The organism is Oxynema aestuarii AP17 (genome assembly GCF_012295525.1).
GTDB lineage: Bacteria > Cyanobacteriota > Cyanobacteriia > Cyanobacteriales > Laspinemataceae > Oxynema > Oxynema aestuarii.
Window position 1 is genome coordinate 4,644,398 of sequence record NZ_CP051167.1, and the last position, 18,341, is coordinate 4,662,738.

At 44.2% G+C, this 18,341-nt stretch carries 15 protein-coding genes; 4 read left to right on the top strand and 11 right to left on the bottom strand.

What is annotated here, in order from left to right:
* Positions 1–81 precede the first annotated feature (81 nt).
* From HCG48_RS18695 to HCG48_RS18715, 5 genes are all read right to left on the bottom strand, one after another.
* Positions 82–972 (bottom strand): carbohydrate ABC transporter permease, encoded by an 891-nt coding sequence (locus HCG48_RS18695; RefSeq protein ID WP_168570508.1) that lies wholly within the window; start codon positions 970–972, stop codon positions 82–84.
* 69 nt (positions 973–1,041) lie between these two features.
* The gene (locus HCG48_RS18700) at positions 1,042–1,671 is read right to left on the bottom strand and encodes a GNAT family N-acetyltransferase (RefSeq protein ID WP_168570509.1); all 630 of its coding nucleotides are present in this window, start codon (positions 1,669–1,671) and stop codon (positions 1,042–1,044) included.
* A gap of 466 nt (positions 1,672–2,137) precedes the next feature.
* Positions 2,138–3,352 (bottom strand): DUF790 family protein, encoded by a 1,215-nt coding sequence (locus tag HCG48_RS18705; RefSeq protein WP_168570510.1) that lies wholly within the window; start codon positions 3,350–3,352, stop codon positions 2,138–2,140.
* 59 nt (positions 3,353–3,411) lie between these two features.
* A complete protein-coding gene (locus HCG48_RS18710) occupies positions 3,412–3,828 on the bottom strand; it encodes a secondary thiamine-phosphate synthase enzyme YjbQ (protein ID WP_168570511.1) in 417 nt (138 codons plus the stop codon).
* A gap of 83 nt (positions 3,829–3,911) precedes the next feature.
* Positions 3,912–5,483, bottom strand: coding sequence for a DEAD/DEAH box helicase (locus HCG48_RS18715; RefSeq protein ID WP_168570512.1), 1,572 nt, complete (start codon positions 5,481–5,483; stop codon positions 3,912–3,914).
* Positions 5,484–5,616: 133 nt separating this feature from the next.
* On the opposite strand from HCG48_RS18715, the gene HCG48_RS18720 reads away from it, so the two are divergent.
* Positions 5,617–6,093 carry a DUF4079 domain-containing protein gene (locus HCG48_RS18720; RefSeq protein ID WP_168570513.1) on the top strand — a complete coding sequence of 159 codons (477 nt, stop codon included), beginning with the start codon at positions 5,617–5,619 and terminating at the stop codon, positions 6,091–6,093.
* A gap of 39 nt (positions 6,094–6,132) precedes the next feature.
* Positions 6,133–6,594 carry a VOC family protein gene (locus tag HCG48_RS18725; RefSeq protein WP_168570514.1) on the top strand — a complete coding sequence of 154 codons (462 nt, stop codon included), beginning with the start codon at positions 6,133–6,135 and terminating at the stop codon, positions 6,592–6,594.
* An 80-nt stretch (positions 6,595–6,674) separates the two neighbouring features.
* On the opposite strand, the gene HCG48_RS18730 is transcribed toward HCG48_RS18725, so the two are convergent.
* The 3 genes from HCG48_RS18730 to grxC all read right to left on the bottom strand — a co-directional run bounded on the left by HCG48_RS18730 (position 6,675) and on the right by grxC (position 9,493).
* Positions 6,675–7,802: a Gfo/Idh/MocA family protein gene (locus tag HCG48_RS18730; protein WP_168570515.1), complete on the bottom strand. Its 1,128-nt coding sequence runs from the start codon at positions 7,800–7,802 to the stop codon at positions 6,675–6,677.
* 282 nt (positions 7,803–8,084) lie between these two features.
* Positions 8,085–9,068: a glutathione synthase gene (gene gshB / locus HCG48_RS18735; protein WP_168570516.1), complete on the bottom strand. Its 984-nt coding sequence runs from the start codon at positions 9,066–9,068 to the stop codon at positions 8,085–8,087.
* A gap of 155 nt (positions 9,069–9,223) precedes the next feature.
* Positions 9,224–9,493, bottom strand: coding sequence for a glutaredoxin 3 (gene grxC, locus HCG48_RS18740; RefSeq protein ID WP_168570517.1), 270 nt, complete (start codon positions 9,491–9,493; stop codon positions 9,224–9,226).
* Positions 9,494–9,782: 289 nt separating this feature from the next.
* On the opposite strand from grxC, the gene HCG48_RS18745 reads away from it, so the two are divergent.
* Both HCG48_RS18745 and uvrC read left to right on the top strand, forming a co-directional pair.
* Positions 9,783–10,919, top strand: a complete 1,137-nt coding sequence (locus HCG48_RS18745; protein ID WP_168570518.1) for a succinylglutamate desuccinylase/aspartoacylase family protein — start codon at positions 9,783–9,785, stop codon at positions 10,917–10,919.
* A 61-nt stretch (positions 10,920–10,980) separates the two neighbouring features.
* Entirely contained in the window at positions 10,981–12,855 is a 1,875-nt protein-coding gene (gene uvrC, locus HCG48_RS18750) for an excinuclease ABC subunit UvrC (protein ID WP_168571960.1), read from the top strand.
* 37 nt (positions 12,856–12,892) lie between these two features.
* Here uvrC and HCG48_RS18755 read toward each other — a convergent pair whose 3' ends face one another.
* The 3 genes from HCG48_RS18755 to cysT form a co-directional block, all read right to left on the bottom strand.
* Positions 12,893–16,594 carry an ATP-binding protein gene (locus HCG48_RS18755; protein ID WP_168570519.1) on the bottom strand — a complete coding sequence of 1,234 codons (3,702 nt, stop codon included), beginning with the start codon at positions 16,592–16,594 and terminating at the stop codon, positions 12,893–12,895.
* Between the two features lie 82 nt (positions 16,595–16,676).
* Complete coding sequence (gene cysW, locus HCG48_RS18760) at positions 16,677–17,540, bottom strand: sulfate ABC transporter permease subunit CysW (protein WP_168570520.1); 864 nt, start codon at positions 17,538–17,540, stop codon at positions 16,677–16,679.
* On the bottom strand, positions 17,533–18,330 hold the full coding sequence (cysT, locus tag HCG48_RS18765) for a sulfate ABC transporter permease subunit CysT (protein ID WP_168570521.1): 798 nt from the start codon (positions 18,328–18,330) through the stop codon (positions 17,533–17,535). Before cysT ends, cysW begins: the two co-directional genes overlap by 8 nt.
* Positions 18,331–18,341: the final 11 nt, after the last annotated feature.

The window sequence follows — 18,341 nt, forward strand, 5'->3', positions numbered from 1 at the left end:
AAAACAGCAAGGTTGAACGGGATTAAATGAACGGAATTAAAGGGGTTTAGCCTCTACACCCCATCTCGGGCGATCGCGATCTCAATCGTTTTGACCCCAACTGGTCACCTGAAAATAAACCAAAATTAAGGCGATTGCCAGTAAAACGGTAGCGGCGGCTGCCGCATAACCAAAGTCAAATAAGGCAAAAGCTTGCTCGTAGATGTAGTAAACGAGGACGTTCGTCGAGTTCAACGGACCGCCCCCCGTAATCACGTAAACTTGCTCGAAACTGCGTAGGGTGAATATGGCTGTCGTCACCGCGACAAATATTAATGTCGGCTGCAACCCTGGAAGGGTGACGTACCAAAATTTTTGCCAGCCATTGGCCCCGTCGAGTTCGGCGGCTTCGTAACGCTGTACGGGAATGGCCTGTAGTCCGGCTAAAAAGACAACGAGATTGAAACCGAGTTGTTTCCAAACCGTTAACAGGATCAACACGGGCATCGCCCATGTGGTCGAACTCAACCATTCTACGCCAGTCAGTCCCGCGCTGGCGAGCAACCGATTCACCGGGCCGTCATTTTGAAATAACCACCGCCATCCCAATCCGACGGCGACGAGGGAGGTAATTGAGGGAATAAAATAGGCGGTTCTTAATAAGCCGCGTAAGGGGATTTCGCGATCGAGTAAAACGGCTAAGGCGAGGGGAATGACGATACTGGGGATGACGGTGGCGACGGTGAAGTAAATGCTATTCCCCAAGACTTGCCAAAAGTCGGGAGAAATCAGCAATCGCCAATAGTTTTTTAAGCCGATAAATTCGGTTCCCGATACGGTAAAACTACCCGTGGTTAAACTGAGATAAAACAGATAGGCGATCGGCCAAAAGATGAATAAACTGAGAAAAAATAAGGCGGGAGAGAGAAATAACCAGGCGGCGATCGCCTCGTTTTTGAATGTATTTCGGTCGAAGGATAAACGAAATTTCATTCTAATTTTTGATTTTAGATTTTTTTAATCAAATAACAGCGACGGAATGGGGGCGATCGCGCCGATTGGCTAAATTAACTGGATCGTTTCGGGAATGTCGTTAATAAAACTGTTGAGAAATGGATCGTCGCGATCGCGATCGTAGAGATTTTGATAAATATCATAAATTAATTCGGTTAATAACGACCCACTCAAGCAAAGCTGACCGTAATCGGGCCAGATCATTAATTTCATTTTGGTGGGTGTTTCTCCAGCAAATGGCGCCAGGAGATAAGGCACATTTTCCAGGATTTTCGCCCCCAAACGTCGGTAAAACTCAATTCTTCTTTCTCCTTGTTTAAAATTGCTACTATATTGCGGATCTTCGACTTCAATGATTAGATGAATCTGTCTAGATTTTAATGTTTCTCCTAAATAATTCATCATTTGAGTTCCCAAGCCTTGACTGCGATATTGGGAATCGGTTCCGATAAAGTCGAGTAAGACAAAGTTAGGATTTTTTAAAGCATAGAGAAGGGCGATCGAAACCACGCGATCTCCGATTTTGCCGACAAACAAGCGCGAGATGCGATCGGTTAAGCGGTGGGCGATCGTTTCGAGATCCGGGCGTTCTTGTGGCGGGAAAGATTCGATATAAATTTTAGAAAATCCCTCAAACTCCGGGGCTTTAGGATCGTTTATTTCTTTAACATCAATCATTTTTAATAAGTTTTAAAATTATATTATATCACCCTTCAAAGGTTTAAACTATCTTGCTCGTTTTAAGCTCTTATAGCACTCGGGCGTCTGATGAGGTACAGTGCCGATCCCCCCTATCCCTCCTTCGCCCCCTATCCCCCCTTCGCCCCCCTTTCAAAGGGGGGTTGGGGGGATGGTTGGGGGGATTTCGGGGGGAACGAGGAAAGTCCCCCTTTTTAAGGGGGATTTAGGGGGATCTAAATGTCTTACCTCGCAGAGGAAAATGCTGTATAGGCTATTATAGATTCAAAATTAATAAAACCAGCGATTAATCCTAAAAAACTATAGAAAATTTTGATATAATAGAAAGAAATCTTGCCTGAATTTTTACCCTTAGACCTATGCATTTATAGATTTAAATTTGTGCATTTCAAAAGATAAATAGAAAAACAGATTATTCCTCCGTCAGCCCAAATCCATCAATCGCTTATTCTAAAACAGATAAAACCTGTTTCGGCAAAAGTTTATCTTTAAACCAAACAATCGGAACGGGAACATCTTTCACTTTAACCCCCGCTTTTTCTAAATTCAAACGTTCCGAAACTGCTAAAATTAGATTATCGCATTGAGACTTGCGAACTTGAGCGAATTTTTTCTGTAAATATTCCGGACGCCAATATCCGACAATTTCTAATAACATCGATCTCCCGTCAGGATGAACTAAACGAAAATCGGGAATCATCACGCTACCGGGAATCGGAATTAAATCGACTTCTCGTTCGAGTTTCCATTCAGTTTTAGTGGAATTCCAGCGATCGACAAAAGACTCTTCCAACGCACTATCATAAGTTTTTCCGGGGGGATAATGACTGACTAAATCGCACTCGGAATTGAGGCTAAATCGTCCCTGTTTCCAATTGCCACTAAACGGATCTCGGGTTTGTAAATTCGCTTCTAAACTCCATTTAGTCACGTGGAGTAAAGCAGGCAACATTTTCGCTAACGCCAGTCCGTAACGGGTACTCGGTTTAAATAAACTCGTCGGTCCGTCAATCGTAATCGTAAAACCGTAGTCTGCATCTCCTTCGATATACGCCATTAATTGAAATAATTTTAAATAGCGAAACAAAAGTTTATATTCTCCCGGATCGTTGCGATGGGCCGTAATTTTAATAGCAGTCGCCCGATAAAATACTCCTTGAACTTGGGACAAATTATAGCGATGTAGCAAGGCTTCTGGGGTAGGACAGTCGAACTCGGTCAGTATTTTATTTTCGTTTAAATCTGAGTACAGTCCCGCTTTAATTTCGACGGGGAGCACTTCTCGTTTTAACTCTTGGGAGAGTTGATGGGCGAGTTTTTCGAGAGTCGTTACGGTGGATTCTTTGCAGGGAACGGTTGTAGCGGCGAGGGTAAAAACACGCTGCCGTAATTCTTGCGGTTCGAGAGGACTGACGACTTCAAAGGTGCTTAAATTACTTTTGAGTATATGTGCCAATCCCCGTTTAATTCGATAGTCCGGAGTGTCACCTTCGAGGTCTTGTAATTGGCGGTCTAGATCTCCTTGGGTACAACCTTGCGCCTCTAGAAAACATTGGATCAGTTGATGGGCTGTTGCTAAGTTGCGATCGTCGATTTCTAGCTTTTTTGGGGCAATGGTTTCGCCATGATAGCGAAAACTCAATAAGTCGGTCGGTAACATAATTTTAATTCAATATTATTAAGATTATTCATTTGTTCCCCACTTGTTCCTGCCAATTTCTATTCGCCGTAAATGGTCACGAGAATGGTTCGACGACGGGGTTTAATATCGCATTCAAGATGAAAAATTTGCTGCCAGGTTCCCAATTCAAGTTTGCCATTACGGACGGGAACGGTTAACGAAGGTCCCAACCAAGTCGCTTGTAAATGAGAATGTCCGTTCCCATCATGCCAGGTTTGTTCGTGTCCGTAGTCGCGACTGGGAGGAATCAAACGATTGAGCATTTCTGGTAAATCTCGTTTGAGTCCGGGTTCAAATTCAATCGTCCCCACGGATGCAGTACTTCCGACGTTAAAAATATTGACCATTCCGGTTCTAATTCCGGACTGTTTGACGATTTGATTGACCGCATCGGTCAAGTCGTGCATGTCGCCATTTTTGTTGGTTGAAATAACAATATTTTCTTGATGAACCATGTTAATTCAGAGAGGAGTAAGTCTAGTTTTAGGATATCGAATTTTGGTTCGTTCGGCAATCAATCGAGTAACTTTAAAGTCACTTAGCTGTCGGGGCGATCGCCTGTTTGAGAGTTAAGCTTTTCTTCCCATTTCTCTGTTTTTTCGGCTGCCCGTTTTTGCGGTGCTTTTTTGACTTCATAAGGAGAGGGAGAAGGGGAAGGGCGATCGCTTTTGATTAATTCTAACTGACGGTATTCGCCGCGATCGCTTTTCTGGGCTTTTTTCGGTTTTCCTGTCGCTGCAGTCGTCCCGCGACGGCGCCGTTTTGAGGTGCCTTCTTCGGCAGTATCTTGGGCGATTACTTCATACAAAATAGCTTGTTTGTTGGTTTCGCTGCCTTTGCGTAAGACTCGCCCGAGTCGTTGAATATATTCTCGGGCGGAACCCGTTCCAGACAGCAGAATCGCGATTTTAGCGTCGGGAACGTCCACCCCCTCGTTTAAAACGTGGGACGCGACAATATTTTTATATTCTCCAGTTTTAAAACGTCTGAGAATTTCATGTCTTTCTTTCACTGGAGTTTGATGAGTCAGGGCGGGAATTAAGAATTCTTGAGAAATGCGATAAACTGTAGCATTATCGGCGGTAAAAATTAAAATTCGTTCGGGATGATGTTGCGCTAAAAGATCGGCAAGAACGCGAATTTTACCGTCAGTTCCGAGGGCGATTTCTTTCGCTTCTCGATGAGCTAACATGGCGCGTCTTCCCCCTTGAGATCGCGCGCTAGCCATCACGAAGTTTTGCCACCCTTTGATACTACCGAGGGAAATATTCGCGGATTTTAAAAAGTTATTTCTAACTTGAATTAAACGGTCGTAGCGATCTCGTTCTTGTCGGGAAAGATTGACTTTAATCTGTACGATTTCATGATCGGCGAGGGCGCCTCCGGCCAATTCTTCGGCAGTTTTGCGATAAACTTGCGGTCCGATCAAAGCATTGAGATCGCTTTCTTTGCCGTCCGATCGCTCTGGGGTGGCGGTCAGTCCCAGGCGGTAGGGCGAGATCGTATATTCGGCGATCGACCGGTTAAAATCCGTCGGTAAGTGGTGACATTCGTCAAAAATGACCAAAGCGTAGCGATCCCCTAAAGATTCTGCATGAATGGCCGCACTATCGTAAGTTGACACCAAAATCGGCGTGCGATCGCGCGATCCTCCCCCGAGTAACCCGACTTCGACATCGGGAAATGCCGCCTCTAAATGGGCGTACCACTGATGCATCAAGTCCAGGGTGGGCACTACAATCAGGGTCGTTCGCGGCGTCGCCTGCATCGCCAACTGCGCTAAGTAGGTCTTCCCCGCCGCCGTCGGTAACACCACAACCCCGCATCGTCCGGCCTTTTTCCACGCTTGGAGGGCTTCCGCTTGGTGGGGATAGGGCGGCATTTCGATCGCCGGAACCAGTTCTAAGGGTTCAAAGGCGCGGGCTTCGTCGGTAAATTCCGAACCTTCACCTTGCAATGCTTCTACAAAATTGCGGTAGTGGATGGCCGGAATCCGATATTTTTCCACGCGATCGTCCCACGTGGCAAAATCGATCCACGCTTTCCCTCTCGGTGGCGGGTGGATTGTCAACGTACCGCGATCGTATTTTAGAATCGGTGTGCGGGCCATCAGTTCCTCAAATTACCAGTCCCTTAATTATTTTAAAGGATGAGGGGAAAACTGGGAACAATTTTAAGTTTATTTTGAAACTTTTTCGATCCCGTCAGTTTATTCTAAGCGGCAATTGTTACTATTTTAAGTCATGGAAATTCAAGGCTTACTCGACCGGGCGATCGTCAGTTATACTCTGGCATTACTGCATCCCATTGCTGGTTTTTTACTTTTGATTTTAGTGGGAACTGTGGGTGTTTTGGGCTGGCGTTACCGTCGCGCCCGACTCGGTAAAAGCGGTCACGACGTTCCCGGAACGTTTCAGTTAATGCAACAACACCAACGTTTGGGAATGGCTTTGTTATGGATGACCTTTATCGTGTGGTGCGCTGGTATGGCGATCTCCTCTTTACTCGTTCTCAATGGTATTGTTTATGACTATCCCCATCAGTTATTTGCAGTAGGTTTAATGTTCATTTTAGCCGTGAGTGCGTTAGTCATGTTATTATTTCGACAGCGAACTTGGGCGAGTCCGGTTCATTTAACGTTGAATGGAATTGTCGTTATTTTACTAGTCGCGCAGTTTGTTTCTGGCTGGCAGGTTTTACAACAGTTATTTTTATTTTAATTGAGTGAAAAATCAAGTTGAAAGAGAAAGGAGATAAAAATGCAATCTAAAAATCTAAGCTCAAAACGGGCGATCGCGCCGGGAAGTTTACGACGAGTTCACCATATTGCTTTTAATGTTAAAGATTTACAAGCCTCCCGGCATTTTTACGGTGAAATATTAGGATTGCACGAACTCCAAGGGGAAGAAGTTCCCAGCACTTTACGGGAGTTAGTCGCATCGGGAAAAGTTAGCAATTTTATCACCCCAGATGGAACGGTTATCGATTTATTTTACGAACCGGATTTATCGCCGCCCGATCGCGATCCGACTCGCCCTTTTACCCGGGCAAATCATTTAGCTTTTGATATCGATCCGAGTTTGTTTGATGAGGCGGTTGAGGTGTTGCGATCGCGCGACGTTCCCATCGACCACGGCCCAGTTACTCGTCCGACGGGACGCGGAATTTACGTTTACGACCCCGATGGATTTATTGTAGAAATTCGCTGCAATGCTGTTTAGAAATTATCGGGTAAAATTATGGAAAAATTAGGACACGGCATTGCCGTGTCCCTACGGATGAAGAGGTTTAGGATGTGGAATTAGCTCAAGAAATCGTCTAACTTGGGAACGTCAACCCAAGTTCGGCGATCGTTAGATTGATGGGTTAAATCCATCAATAATTGCGAGTAAATTCCTTCCCGTAATGAAGGGGTAAAACCTTGTCCTGCATCAATGCTTTGTACCCAGCGATCGATCAGTCGAACTAAGGGTGCAATTCGCCCGTCATCGTAAGTTTTAGAAAACGTTAAATTTTGGGGAATTTCTATTTTTTGAAGACTCTCCCCAGCCGGGGCGCCCCAAAGTTCAAAGCCGTGAACGTAGTCCTTGAGGTTGCCGCTACCCAGAACTAAGGTGCCGCTAGACCCGTAAACTTCGACCCAGTGGCCGCGTCCGGCATAAGTTGCCGAACTCAAATTAACCTGACAGGGACTGCCGTCTGCGAGTTCGAGTGTAATGACACATGTATCGTCAGCATCCACGGGCTTTAATTGTCCGCCCGCACTCGGATCGGGGCGTTCGGGAATGCCGACAGTCAACAGTCCGGACAGGCGACGAATCGGGCCAAATAGCCAGTCAATGTAATCGAAACAGTGGGATCCGATCGCCCCCAATGCACCGCCACCTTTCTCTTTTTGAGCATACCAGTTCCAAGGACGTTCGGAGTTGGCACGACTCGCCACTAACCAATCAATTTTAATCAGTCGAGGGGTACCGCAATATCCCTCATCAATGAGTTGTTTAAACCGTTGCCATGCGGGGACGTAACGAAACTCAAAATCCATCGCGGTTATGGAACCATTATTTTGAGCAATTTGATACAGCTCTTTGGCTTCACTGGCGTTAAGTGTAGTCGGTTTTTCTAACAGTAAATGCTTGGCTGCACTTAATACAGGTTTTGCCATTTCATAATGTAAAAAGGGTGGAGTTGAAATGCTCACTGCTTGCACTTCTGGCAAATTGACCACATCGGCGATCGTGTCGCAGGCTTTGGCAATGCCGTGTTTTTGGGCGATCGCCGTCGCTTTATCGATATCGCGATGGTAAACGGCGACAACTTCCGTGCGCGGATGCGCTTGAAAGGCGGGAATATGGACTTTTTGCCCGAATCCTGTCCCGACGATCGCCACGCCAATCGTTCCCGAATTCACTTTGCTTAAATCAGTCATCAGTCAAATTTTCTCGAAAATAACGATAGATTGGAGTTGTCAAAATACTATAATAATTTGAGTTCGCTCGTAAAATCTTCTTCGATCGATTTGCATCATTTCGTGGATCGATCTAGCGAATGAGGGAGCAATGAGAAGTGATAAGTTAGAAATTCTGCGCCAATCTTGACCGCTAAAAGCCAGCAATCACCCGTCAGCAGACCAAATCAAAAAAATGCTCTATAAGGCGGGTAAAATGCCCGCCTTATGTGTAAAACTTTCTCTTGAAAACTAGAGAAAACTTTAGCCTTTTAGAGCCTGCACTTTTTTGTCAACCCAGCGAATCGTTAACTCACCCAAACGAGTTCCATCTTCCGCAAAGCGATCGATTTCTCGCACGCCTGTGGGACTGGTGACGTTCACTTCTGTAAGATAACCGCCAATGACATCTAAACCGACAAAATACAAGCCGTCCGATCGCAATTTCGGCGCGACTATTTCGCAGATTTCGCGATCGCGATCGGTAATCTCTGTTTTGACCACTTGTCCACCAACTGCCATATTTCCCCGGAACTCTCCCCCACTCGGAACCCGGTTAATCGCTCCGATCGCCTCGCCATCGAGCAGAATAATTCGCTTGTCTCCCTGGCGAGCTTCAGGTAAATAAGTTTGTACCATTACGGGTTCTTTCCCCTGTTTGGTACTGATCTCAATCAAAGAATTTAAGTTAGCATCATCCGGCCTTAAAAATAAAATTCCTTCTCCGGCTTTGCCTCCTAAAGGCTTTAACACTGCCGAGCCTTTTTTAGAAACAAAATCGCGAATAACCACTTTACTTTCGCTAACAATTGTTTCAGGAATTACCGATTGAAATTGCAAGGCATACATTTTCTCATTCGCCGCTCGAATGCCTCGTGGTGCGTTAACTGTCAAAGTTTTCGCCGGATCGATCGCGTCGAGAATGTAAGTCGCATAGAGATAAGGAATGGTCACGGGGGGATCGGTTCGCATGAACACCACATCCATTTCTTCTAAAGGTTGAAAACTGCCGGGTTTAATTTCATACCACGAATGCGGCTTGACCCATCGACCGTCTACTAACTGCACTGGATTCAAGTAAACGCGATCGAGTAAGGCGCAAGCTTTACCTTCAATAACACTCAACAAACCCGCTTGAGTTATCCACACTTCATGTCCCATTTCTTGCGCCGCTTCCATCAAAGCGACGCTCGTATCGTGAGTAGGATCGAGTTTTTCGATGGGGTCGATAATAAAGGCAAGTTTCACGCCGATTCTCCCTGTTCAGATTGAAGTTAAGATCGAGTTAGGGGATTAGTTTACCTAACTTTTATTTAAGCGTTAAATTGACGCAAAAAAGCGTAAAAAAGCGATCGCGCGTGCGGCGATCGCCGAAGACTTGAAAAAGTAGGTGAAGGCGACAACTAAGCCGACTTTTCTGTCAGTAAGGGGTCGAGTTCGCCTTGAGAATCGAGCGCATAAAGGTCGTCACACCCCCCGATGTGGCGATCGTCGATGAAAATTTGCGGAACGGTACGGCGTCCGTTGGCGCGTTGGGCCATTTTGTCCCGTCCCTCCTCGTCGCCATCGAGGACGTATTCCTCGTATTCGACACCTTTCTCCTTGAGCAGCGCTTTGGCGCGCAAGCAAAACGGACAACTGCTCCAGGTGTAAATTTCTACGTTAGGATTCATCGGGGTTCACTCGTGTTGCAGTAACATTTCTTAACTAAATTGTAGTATAACGGGATTTGCAGTCAAGCTGCACGTCTCGCGCAGATCGTCCCGACTTCGCGGAAATCGACCGTCAAAACTGAGGAATTGCTCTTTATTTGTTAAATTTAGAGGCGATCGCAAATGCTTAGATTTGCCAATTTAAGTTAATTTTTAAAATGGCACGATCGAATCATTCCACTCCATCACTCGATCGCACAGCTCCCGCGTATTATCTTGTGTTAAAATCTGTTAAAAGGAATTTAATTTCGTGCTTCCTGAAATTTCAACTCTTCCTATTTTACAACTCGCTTCTGGCGATTATTTATCCCTTCAAGTTTATCATTTTCGAGGCGATCGCCCTGGAAAAAAGGCTTACTTACAATCAAACTTACACGGTTGTGAAATTTCTGGAAATGCCGTTCTTCACGAATTGATTAATTTTCTACAATCCCTCGATCGCACTCAGCTTGAAGGCGAAGTGGTTATCGTTCCGGCGTGCAATCCAATGGCTATGAATGCGCGATCGCACCATTTTTCAAGCGGTCGTTACAACCCCTACGACGGTCGAGATTGGAATCGAATTTTTTGGGATTATCACAAGGTCAGTCACGATCTCGATGAAATTGCCCGAGATTTTTGTGAATTAGAGGTCGAAACCATTCGCAAAGAATACTTAAAACTCATTCAAACAACGTTTAACCGCCATCATGACAATCTCGATTCAGCTTCGGGCGTTCCCCTCCACAAGCGTTATCGATATTTGCTACAATCGTTATGTTTGGATGCCAACTACGTTATTGACTGCCATAGTTCTTCAAATCGAACGATTGATTATTTTTATTGTTTCCACGATCGCGAAGAAAGTGCCAAATATTTTTTAATCGACCTTGGGATATTCCTAGAAAGTTACGACGGCTATACCTTTGATGAAGCCTTTCTAAAACCGTGGCTTGCTTTAGAAAAAGCCTTGGCAAAACAAGGCAGAAAGATTATTTTCGACCTCGAATCCTGGACTTTAGAATTAGGGGGTGGAATGGAAGTCAATTCCCAATCGGTGGCAAAAGGCGTTCGGGGTATTAAAAACTATTTAGCAGGGAAGAAAATGTTAACGATTTCCGGTTTTCCATTGGCGGAAACTCACCAGCATCAAGTCCAGTTTTTTCACAAACATCAACTGAGAAGATATCATGCCGTTGCTGGGGGGATTTTGCGCGATCGCCTGCCCCTCGGAACCGTTGTAAAAGCAGGCGATCGTCTCTATACCCTCTTAAGTTTTAATAAGAACGGCGAATGTCCCACTCAAGTTGCGATTGAAGCCGAACGTGATGGTATAATTTACGATCTTTCCCTCAATGAATCGGTCAATCAATCTGATTATGTTTTATCGATTTTTGAAGATCATTAGAAAAAGGCGATCGTTTTAACTCGCGATCGATGTTGTCAGTAAAGTAAGATTTTAAGAAATGATGACTTCTTCACTATCAACAGTTCCCCTCATTAAAGACCCCGATCGCCTAGAAAGCAGACTCAAAGAAATCCCACCAGTTCCTGGGGTTTACTTCATGCGAGACAACAACGATCGCATTCTTTATATTGGTAAATCTAAGAAACTGCGATCGCGGGTTCGTTCTTATTTTAGAGATTCGCAACAACTGAGTCCGCGCATTGCTTTAATGGTGCAGCAAGTTTGCGAAATTGAGTTTATTGTTACGGACACTGAAGCCGAATCCCTCGCCTTAGAAGCGAATTTAATCAAACAACATCAACCGAATTTTAATGTTTTACTTAAAGATGATAAAAAATACCCATATTTATGTATTACTTGGTCGGAAGATTACCCGAGAATTTTTATTACTCGCAAGCGGAAGTTGGGCAATCGTAAAGACCGCTATTATGGCCCTTATGTCGATAGTACGGCGTTGCGCAATACTCTCCATTTAGTCAAACAGATTTTCCCGTTACGTCAGCGTCCGCAACCGCTTTTCAAAAATCGTCCCTGTCTGAATTACGATATCGGACGCTGTCCGGGGGTCTGTCAGCAGCTTATTTCTCCAGAAGACTATCGTCAAATTGTTCAAAAAGTGGCGATGGTTTTTCAAGGTCGAACGGAAGAGTTGGTCGGCATTTTAAGCGAACAAATGCAGCAAGCAGCAGAAGCATTGAACTTCGAGCAAGCTGCTAAATTGCGCGATCGCATCGCTGGATTAAACTCGTTAAATAGCGATCAAAAAGTGGCTTTACCCGACGATCGCATCTCCCGCGACGCGATCGCCTTGGCCAAAAATCGACACCATGCCTGTATTCAATTATTCCAAATTCGAGCAGGGCAATTAGTCGGGCGTCTCGGCTTCGTTACCAGTGCAGAAAATGCCGAATCGGGGGAAATTTTGCAGCGTGTTTTAGAGGAACATTACCAACATGTTGAATCGGTGGAAATTCCCACGGAAATTTTGGTGCAATCTGACTTGACCGACGGCCCTATGTTAGCAGAATGGTTGAGCGATCGCAAAGGTCGAAAAGTGGCGATCGTCACCCCGCAACGTCAAACGAAGGCAGATCTGCTCGAAATGGTCGAACGCAATGCAGAATACGAGTTGCAGCGTTTGCAGCGTCAGAGCGATCGCAATGCCGAAGCCTTGCAAGATTTGGCGGAATTACTCGATTTACCGGACTGGCCGCGCCGGATCGAGTGCTACGATATCTCTCACATTCAGGGTTCCGATGCAGTTGCCTCTCGGGTGGTGTTCGTCGATGGAATGCCCGCCAAGCAGCATTATCGTCGCTACAAAATTCGGAATCCCGAGGTGCGATCCGGTCACTCTGACGACTTTGCCAGCCTTGCAGAAGTTCTCGGTCGGCGTTTTCGCCACAGTCGCGGCGATCTCGATCTCTGCATAAATGCACCGGACTGGCCCGATCTGGTGGCGATCGATGGCGGTAAAGGTCAACTCTCTACCGTCGTTGAAGTGCTAGAACAACTAGAAATTGCCGATGTATTAACAGTTGTGAGCTTAGCTAAGCAACGAGAAGAGATCTTTCGACCCGGCGAATCCGCCCCGGTTCCCAGCGATCCCGAACAGCCGGGAGTGCAGCTATTGCGGCGCGTTCGCGACGAAGCACACCGTTTTGCCGTCACGTTCCACCGCCAGCAACGGGGCGATCGAATGCGGCGATCGCGCTTGGACGAAATCCCGGGACTCGGCTTTCAGCGACAAAAACAATTACTCGCACATTTTCACTCGATCGATTATCTTCGAGTCGCAACACCGGAACAAATCGCCGAAGTCCCCGGCATCGGTCCGCGTCTTGCCCGCCAAATTTACGAGTATTTCCATCCATGAAGCGTTATTAAAAGAGAAACAGCTTAGAATTGTTATTTTATTCTTTAGCCAAAATCAAGTTTAAAACATTCAATTCATGAGAACGGAGTAAATAGCGATCGGCAAACATTTTGTAGCGTATTTGTTCCAAGCTATAACTGCGGAAAATTAAAAAGGGAAATTCTTCATATTTATAGCCAATGGGTAAGGTATTATAAACGGGATATAAACAACGAACGTAACTAGAAAGTAAGCTTCTAAATCGTCGATGGTCTTCCAGATCTCGGGGGTAATTTTTAAAATAATCGCGTAAAGTTTCCGAACTGACAAATGCAAATAAAGGAATTGCATAATAGCGATCGCTTTCTGCACTGTTGAGTTCTAAATACTGGCTTTGCGATCGCTCGCCTTCGAGTAACTCAATGAGTTCGAGTGCGCCATCTTCGATCGCCGCTTGTAAGTTTTCTGGATATTGCTGATTGCGTCCGATCGCGCGCATATCTTCGATTAAATCTGGGGTTGCATATTGCTTGATTTGTGTTTCTAAAGCAATCGTGTAACTTTCTTCTAATCGACGATTTGAGATGGGAACAACGAGCAAATTTCCGTTTAAATAACCCGTTTCTATATCTTTTAAATCCAGAAGGCGATCGAATCGATGACAAGCTTCCACAAACTTAGAGAAAAAAGAATTTTTTAAAGATAAATAAGTTTCTTGAAAATCTTGTTGAGAACGCTTATCTAAAACAAATTCTGCCCGATCCAGTAACTTTTCTAAACTGGTATAAACTCTTTTAAGTTGTTGGTGACTGGGAAGGCGGCGATGTTCGTTTTTTAACTGACGGATTAAATTCGCCATGCGATCGGTAAATGTCATTCCCGACGCCGATACAGATTTACCGCCAATTGGAATAATACTGTAATCTTTTTTCCGTCCGAGGCGTCCCGCACCGACAATTCGCGTTAAAATTGAAACTTTGAGAACTAGCAGAATATTTAAGACATTCAGTAAGCTTTCCTGACGGGAAAAAGCTTTAGATAACTTCATTTCTTCCTCGGAATAACTCTCGGAAGTTCCAGGATAGTAAATGGCGCGATCGCCTAAATAGAAAATAATTTCTTTGCTCAAATTATCGAGAGTCTTTAATTCTTCATTTTCCCAATAATTCCCGCGTGCGCGATAAATTACTTGGATGACTTCCATCAAGTTTCTTTCAATTTGAAATTGAGGAATATCTACTAAAATATGCCGTGCTTTTGGGAAGGATAAGCCACGACTCGCCGAAGAAGTCATAAAAATAACTTTTGCATCTTGCTTGTATTGTTGGATGAGCGATTTTTCTGGATCTGATAAATTTGCATGAATTTCTAAATAATCAGAACAGTATTGAAATTGTTTGCGCTGATTTTTTAATTGTTCGATCAGTTCCTGTAATCGTCGTTTGTCCTGGATATAAACTAAGATTTGCGCCGAACCCTCGCGATCGAGTAAATTACATATATCTTTAAAAATCCTTTCTTGGATACTCGAAACTAGCGCATTATTAGCATCGTATTTAAAAGGATTTTGCGAAAATTCGATGGTTTCCAAAAACACTTTATAAGTGAAATCTAAACTGGAAGCCGGATAAGAATTGGTGTTAATCGATCGCGCTTTATTTCTATGAAAATTAAATTCTTTAACCGAAAGCGGTTCTATGTCCGATTTCGTGCGCCGAACATATATTTTATCCAGTTCTGGTGAAGAATCAGACAGGTGTTGTTCGATGACTTGAGAATCTACAATTGAAGCATCGGCAACAATAATTTTCAGATTAAACCCGTATTCGGCTAGATTGAATTTATTAATAAACTCGCGAATTCCTTTAAAAAAACTAACTCCACTATCATCTCCTGTAATCTCATCGATCGCGATAAACAAATGTTTAATTCGTCGCGATATCGCCGCCATTTTTTCAGGAATAACTCGTTCTTCTCGACTGTTGTATGCACTAGCAAAAATGCGATCGAGATGGGTTAACGTCGAAGATTCTTCGCCAGTCATACGTAAGGACTGAATGGCAACTGTAGCAATTGTATGGTTGGAAATTTCTTGAGTAACAATTCCATTAAGAGCTTCACATAAACTCTGTAAAACTCCAGAACTTCGATTTTTTAAACTCCGAATGGTATCTTGTCGGGTTTGCTCTAACGAAGTTGGACGTTCCGACTTTTTAGAATTGGTATTTCGATCGTTGATTGGGATAAAATTGACGGTGTTTAGTGTAAAATGATTTTGGCTTTTATTAGCGTGATAGAGAACTGTTTTGAGGCCGTTATTTTCTTTGATAATGACCGAGTTGCTAGTAATACAGAAAAGGCGATCGTCGCATAAATTTCCAGTTTTATCTTTGAATTTTTCAAGAATATCTAAATTCACTTGTTTTCGCGGACTGATATATAAAAACAAAAAGCCTTCATCAAAATGTTGCTTTAAGAAATTGGCGATCGCCGTTGTTTTGCCGATCCCAGGATTTCCCGTTAAAAATAAATAAATATCGTCGGAATTAAGAGCTTTTTCAATAAGTTGAGCGTGCGCCGATCGCAGTTGACTTCCTCGTTCAACTTGCAGGCGATCGGCAAGATCGTCGTCTACAATCCCAATGGAATTGACAAAATTATCGAGATGTTCTTGATGGACAACTTGAGAGATGCCATTGGCTGAATGATTAGACAAAATATCTAATAATTGATTGACTAAATGAGTTCCATTTTCAAAACTTTTGGCTGCATTACGCCGAACGATCTCTAATACTTGATGTCGTGTTTCTTGAATTTGAGCGTTTGATGGTTCGTTTTTATAAATATAGGCACAAGTTTTTAAAAGATCGATGTTGTCGAGAGAGATCGATAAATTACTAATCTGGCGATCGCTGTAGCCAACAACATTTAAGATAAGCGATTTTGCATCTTTTAAGCGACCAAATTGTTGCAAAAACTGATAAAAACTATAAGCATACGATCCGGCTTGAATTAACTTAGCGCTTTCTTTATCTTTACGCTTAAATGCCGTAAAATAGCGCATTAAATCTTGAGAAAAGTGCAAATCAAAATCTTCTTGCTGTCCGGTATCGATCCGCAGTTTGGAAAACACACTTTTCGATCGCAAATACTTAATTTCAGTCGCGAGTAGCTGTCGCAACATTTCGATTTCGTCGAGGGGGACTAAATCGGCGGCGGATTTAACCGAAAATACGGATAAATCGACACAAACAATCCGGTGTTTTTGACGATGACGCAACCATAAAAGGGTATCGGCTTGCAAAAATTGGCCTTTACCTTTGTATTGTAAGGTGAGGCGATCGCTTTCTTCGCCCATACCTAGTTGAGCGAAATAGTCCCGTATTCGATCCCTCTCGCTTTTTTGGGAAGTTCCTACCGTATTGTCGTTACCAAAATTGCATTGATAGTAGAGAATTTCTACCTGTTCTAGTTGACGTTTTTTCCAATTAGTAGCCTTTAAATATTCTCGAAGAAAGTTTAATCCCGATACAAATCCTTTGAGTAAAAAAAACTGCGTCCATTGAGTGACGATCGCGACATTTTGAGGGGCGATCGCCTCATATTTCTTAACAATTCGGCGGACAATTTTCGATAACCTGAGACTTGCTAACTCCTGTCGGTAACACGAACCGAAAGGATGGCGAAGATTGCGACGTTCGATCTCCGCCAAAATGCCGATATTGAAGCCCACCTCAAAGAAGCGCCCTAATTCTTCCATGGTCTCACACCTGCTCGCATTTCCTTAAAGCATCTCTTTAAAAGATCTCTTTAAAAGATCTCTTTAAATTATACACCAGGTGTTATCGAAGGTCTTCGATTTTGGTTTTGCGTTCCAAAATCTCCTTGAGAACTAAAGTGACGACTCCGAGACACGACAGCAACACCGCCGCCGAAAAGGCTGCTTGGGTTTGATATTGCTTGTACGCTTCCTCGACAAATAAAGGCAGGGTTTGGGTTTTGCGGATAATATTCCCGGAAACGACGGCGACGGCCCCAAATTCGCCCATCGCGCGCGCATTTGTGAGGATCAGTCCGTAGAGTAAACCCCAGCGAATGTTAGGCAAAGTGACACGCCAGAAAATTTGCCAGTCTGTGGCGCCGAGGGTTTTCGCCGCTTCTTCTTGGTCGGCGCCTGTTTCTTCGAGCACGGGAATCACGGAACGGGCGACGAAGGGCAAAGTGATAAACAAAGTGGCAATGACGATGCCGGGAAGGGCAAAAATCACTTTAATGTTGGCAAAATCGAGGATCGAAGCAAACCATCCATTGCGTCCGTAAAGCAAAACGATCGCCAATCCCGCCACCACGGGAGAGACAGAAAAGGGTAAATCAATGACGCTGGTAATTAAGGTCCGTCCCGGAATTTTATCGCGGGCGATCGCCCAAGCCGCACATAATCCAAAAACTGTATTAATTGGAATCACAATCGCGGCAACAATTACAGTCAAAGTAACGGCATGTAAAAACGCAGGTTCGGCGAGATTATGCAGAAAAGGGGCAATGCCTTTGCGAAATGCCTGAAAAAATACATTTATTGCTGGAATAAGCAACACTAATCCGAGGTAAACGATCGCAACAGCGATCGCAATTATTTTTCCCCAATCAATCTGTTTTTGATGATGGTAAATTGCTAAATTAGATCGATCTTGATTGACTTCATGCATAGCGTCTTCCCCAAGTTTGTAAAAGATTGATAGCTAATAAAATTAGCAACGAAACGACTAACAAAACCGTACCGATAACTGTTGCTCCATAATAGTCGTATTGTTCCAAGCGTTGAAAGACTAAAACGGGAGCAATTAAATCTTTAAAAGGAATGTTGGACGCGACGATGACGATCGAGCCGTATTCCCCGACTGCTCTTGAAAATCCCAAGGCAACACCGATTAAAATCGGGGAAATCATTTGAGGAAGAAGAACTCGCCAAAACGTTTGGCTTTTCGATGCCCCCAAACACCAGGCACATTCTTCGATTTCGGGTTCAATTTCTCGCAATACAGGTTGTAAGGTTCTGACCACAAATGGTAAAGAAATAAACAGCATTGCGACCCAAACTCCCAATCGCGTAAATGCAATTTTAATCCCAAGAGGAGCGAGTAAAGAACCGATCCAACCATTTTCGCTGTAAACTGTTGCTAAACTCAATCCGGCGACTGCCGTGGGAAGGGCAAAAGGCAAGTCGATCGTCGCATCGACAATTCGTTTGAATGGGAATTCATAACGCACTAAAACCCAAGCGATTAAAGTGCCAAAAATGCCGTTGAGTCCGGCAGCGAGTAAGGCGGTGATAAAGGTGACATCGTAAGCGGCGATCGCGATCGGACTGGTCGCAATTCGCCAAAATTCGGCGAATCCTTTGGTAGACGCACTGAGCAATAAGGCGGCGATCGGTAACAATAACATGATGGTCATGTAGCCGAAAGTTATCCGCCACGGCCAGGAAATGTGTTTCATTATTTGACGTT

Bases quoted from the DNA above. Each gene is read 5' to 3' on its own strand.
- HCG48_RS18695 (WP_168570508.1), bottom strand. From the start codon at position 972: ATGAAATTTCGTTTATCCTTCGACCGAAATACATTCAAAAACGAGGCG.
- HCG48_RS18700 (WP_168570509.1), bottom strand. From the start codon at position 1,671: ATGATTGATGTTAAAGAAATAAACGATCCTAAAGCCCCGGAGTTTGAG.
- HCG48_RS18705 (WP_168570510.1), bottom strand. From the start codon at position 3,352: ATGTTACCGACCGACTTATTGAGTTTTCGCTATCATGGCGAAACCATT.
- HCG48_RS18710 (WP_168570511.1), bottom strand. From the start codon at position 3,828: ATGGTTCATCAAGAAAATATTGTTATTTCAACCAACAAAAATGGCGAC.
- HCG48_RS18715 (WP_168570512.1), bottom strand. From the start codon at position 5,483: ATGGCCCGCACACCGATTCTAAAATACGATCGCGGTACGTTGACAATC.
- HCG48_RS18720 (WP_168570513.1), top strand. From the start codon at position 5,617: ATGGAAATTCAAGGCTTACTCGACCGGGCGATCGTCAGTTATACTCTG.
- HCG48_RS18725 (WP_168570514.1), top strand. From the start codon at position 6,133: ATGCAATCTAAAAATCTAAGCTCAAAACGGGCGATCGCGCCGGGAAGT.
- HCG48_RS18730 (WP_168570515.1), bottom strand. From the start codon at position 7,802: ATGACTGATTTAAGCAAAGTGAATTCGGGAACGATTGGCGTGGCGATC.
- grxC (WP_168570517.1), bottom strand. From the start codon at position 9,493: ATGAATCCTAACGTAGAAATTTACACCTGGAGCAGTTGTCCGTTTTGC.
- uvrC (WP_168571960.1), top strand. From the start codon at position 10,981: ATGACTTCTTCACTATCAACAGTTCCCCTCATTAAAGACCCCGATCGC.
- HCG48_RS18755 (WP_168570519.1), bottom strand. From the start codon at position 16,594: ATGGAAGAATTAGGGCGCTTCTTTGAGGTGGGCTTCAATATCGGCATT.
- cysW (WP_168570520.1), bottom strand. From the start codon at position 17,540: ATGCATGAAGTCAATCAAGATCGATCTAATTTAGCAATTTACCATCAT.
- cysT (WP_168570521.1), bottom strand. From the start codon at position 18,330: ATGAAACACATTTCCTGGCCGTGGCGGATAACTTTCGGCTACATGACC.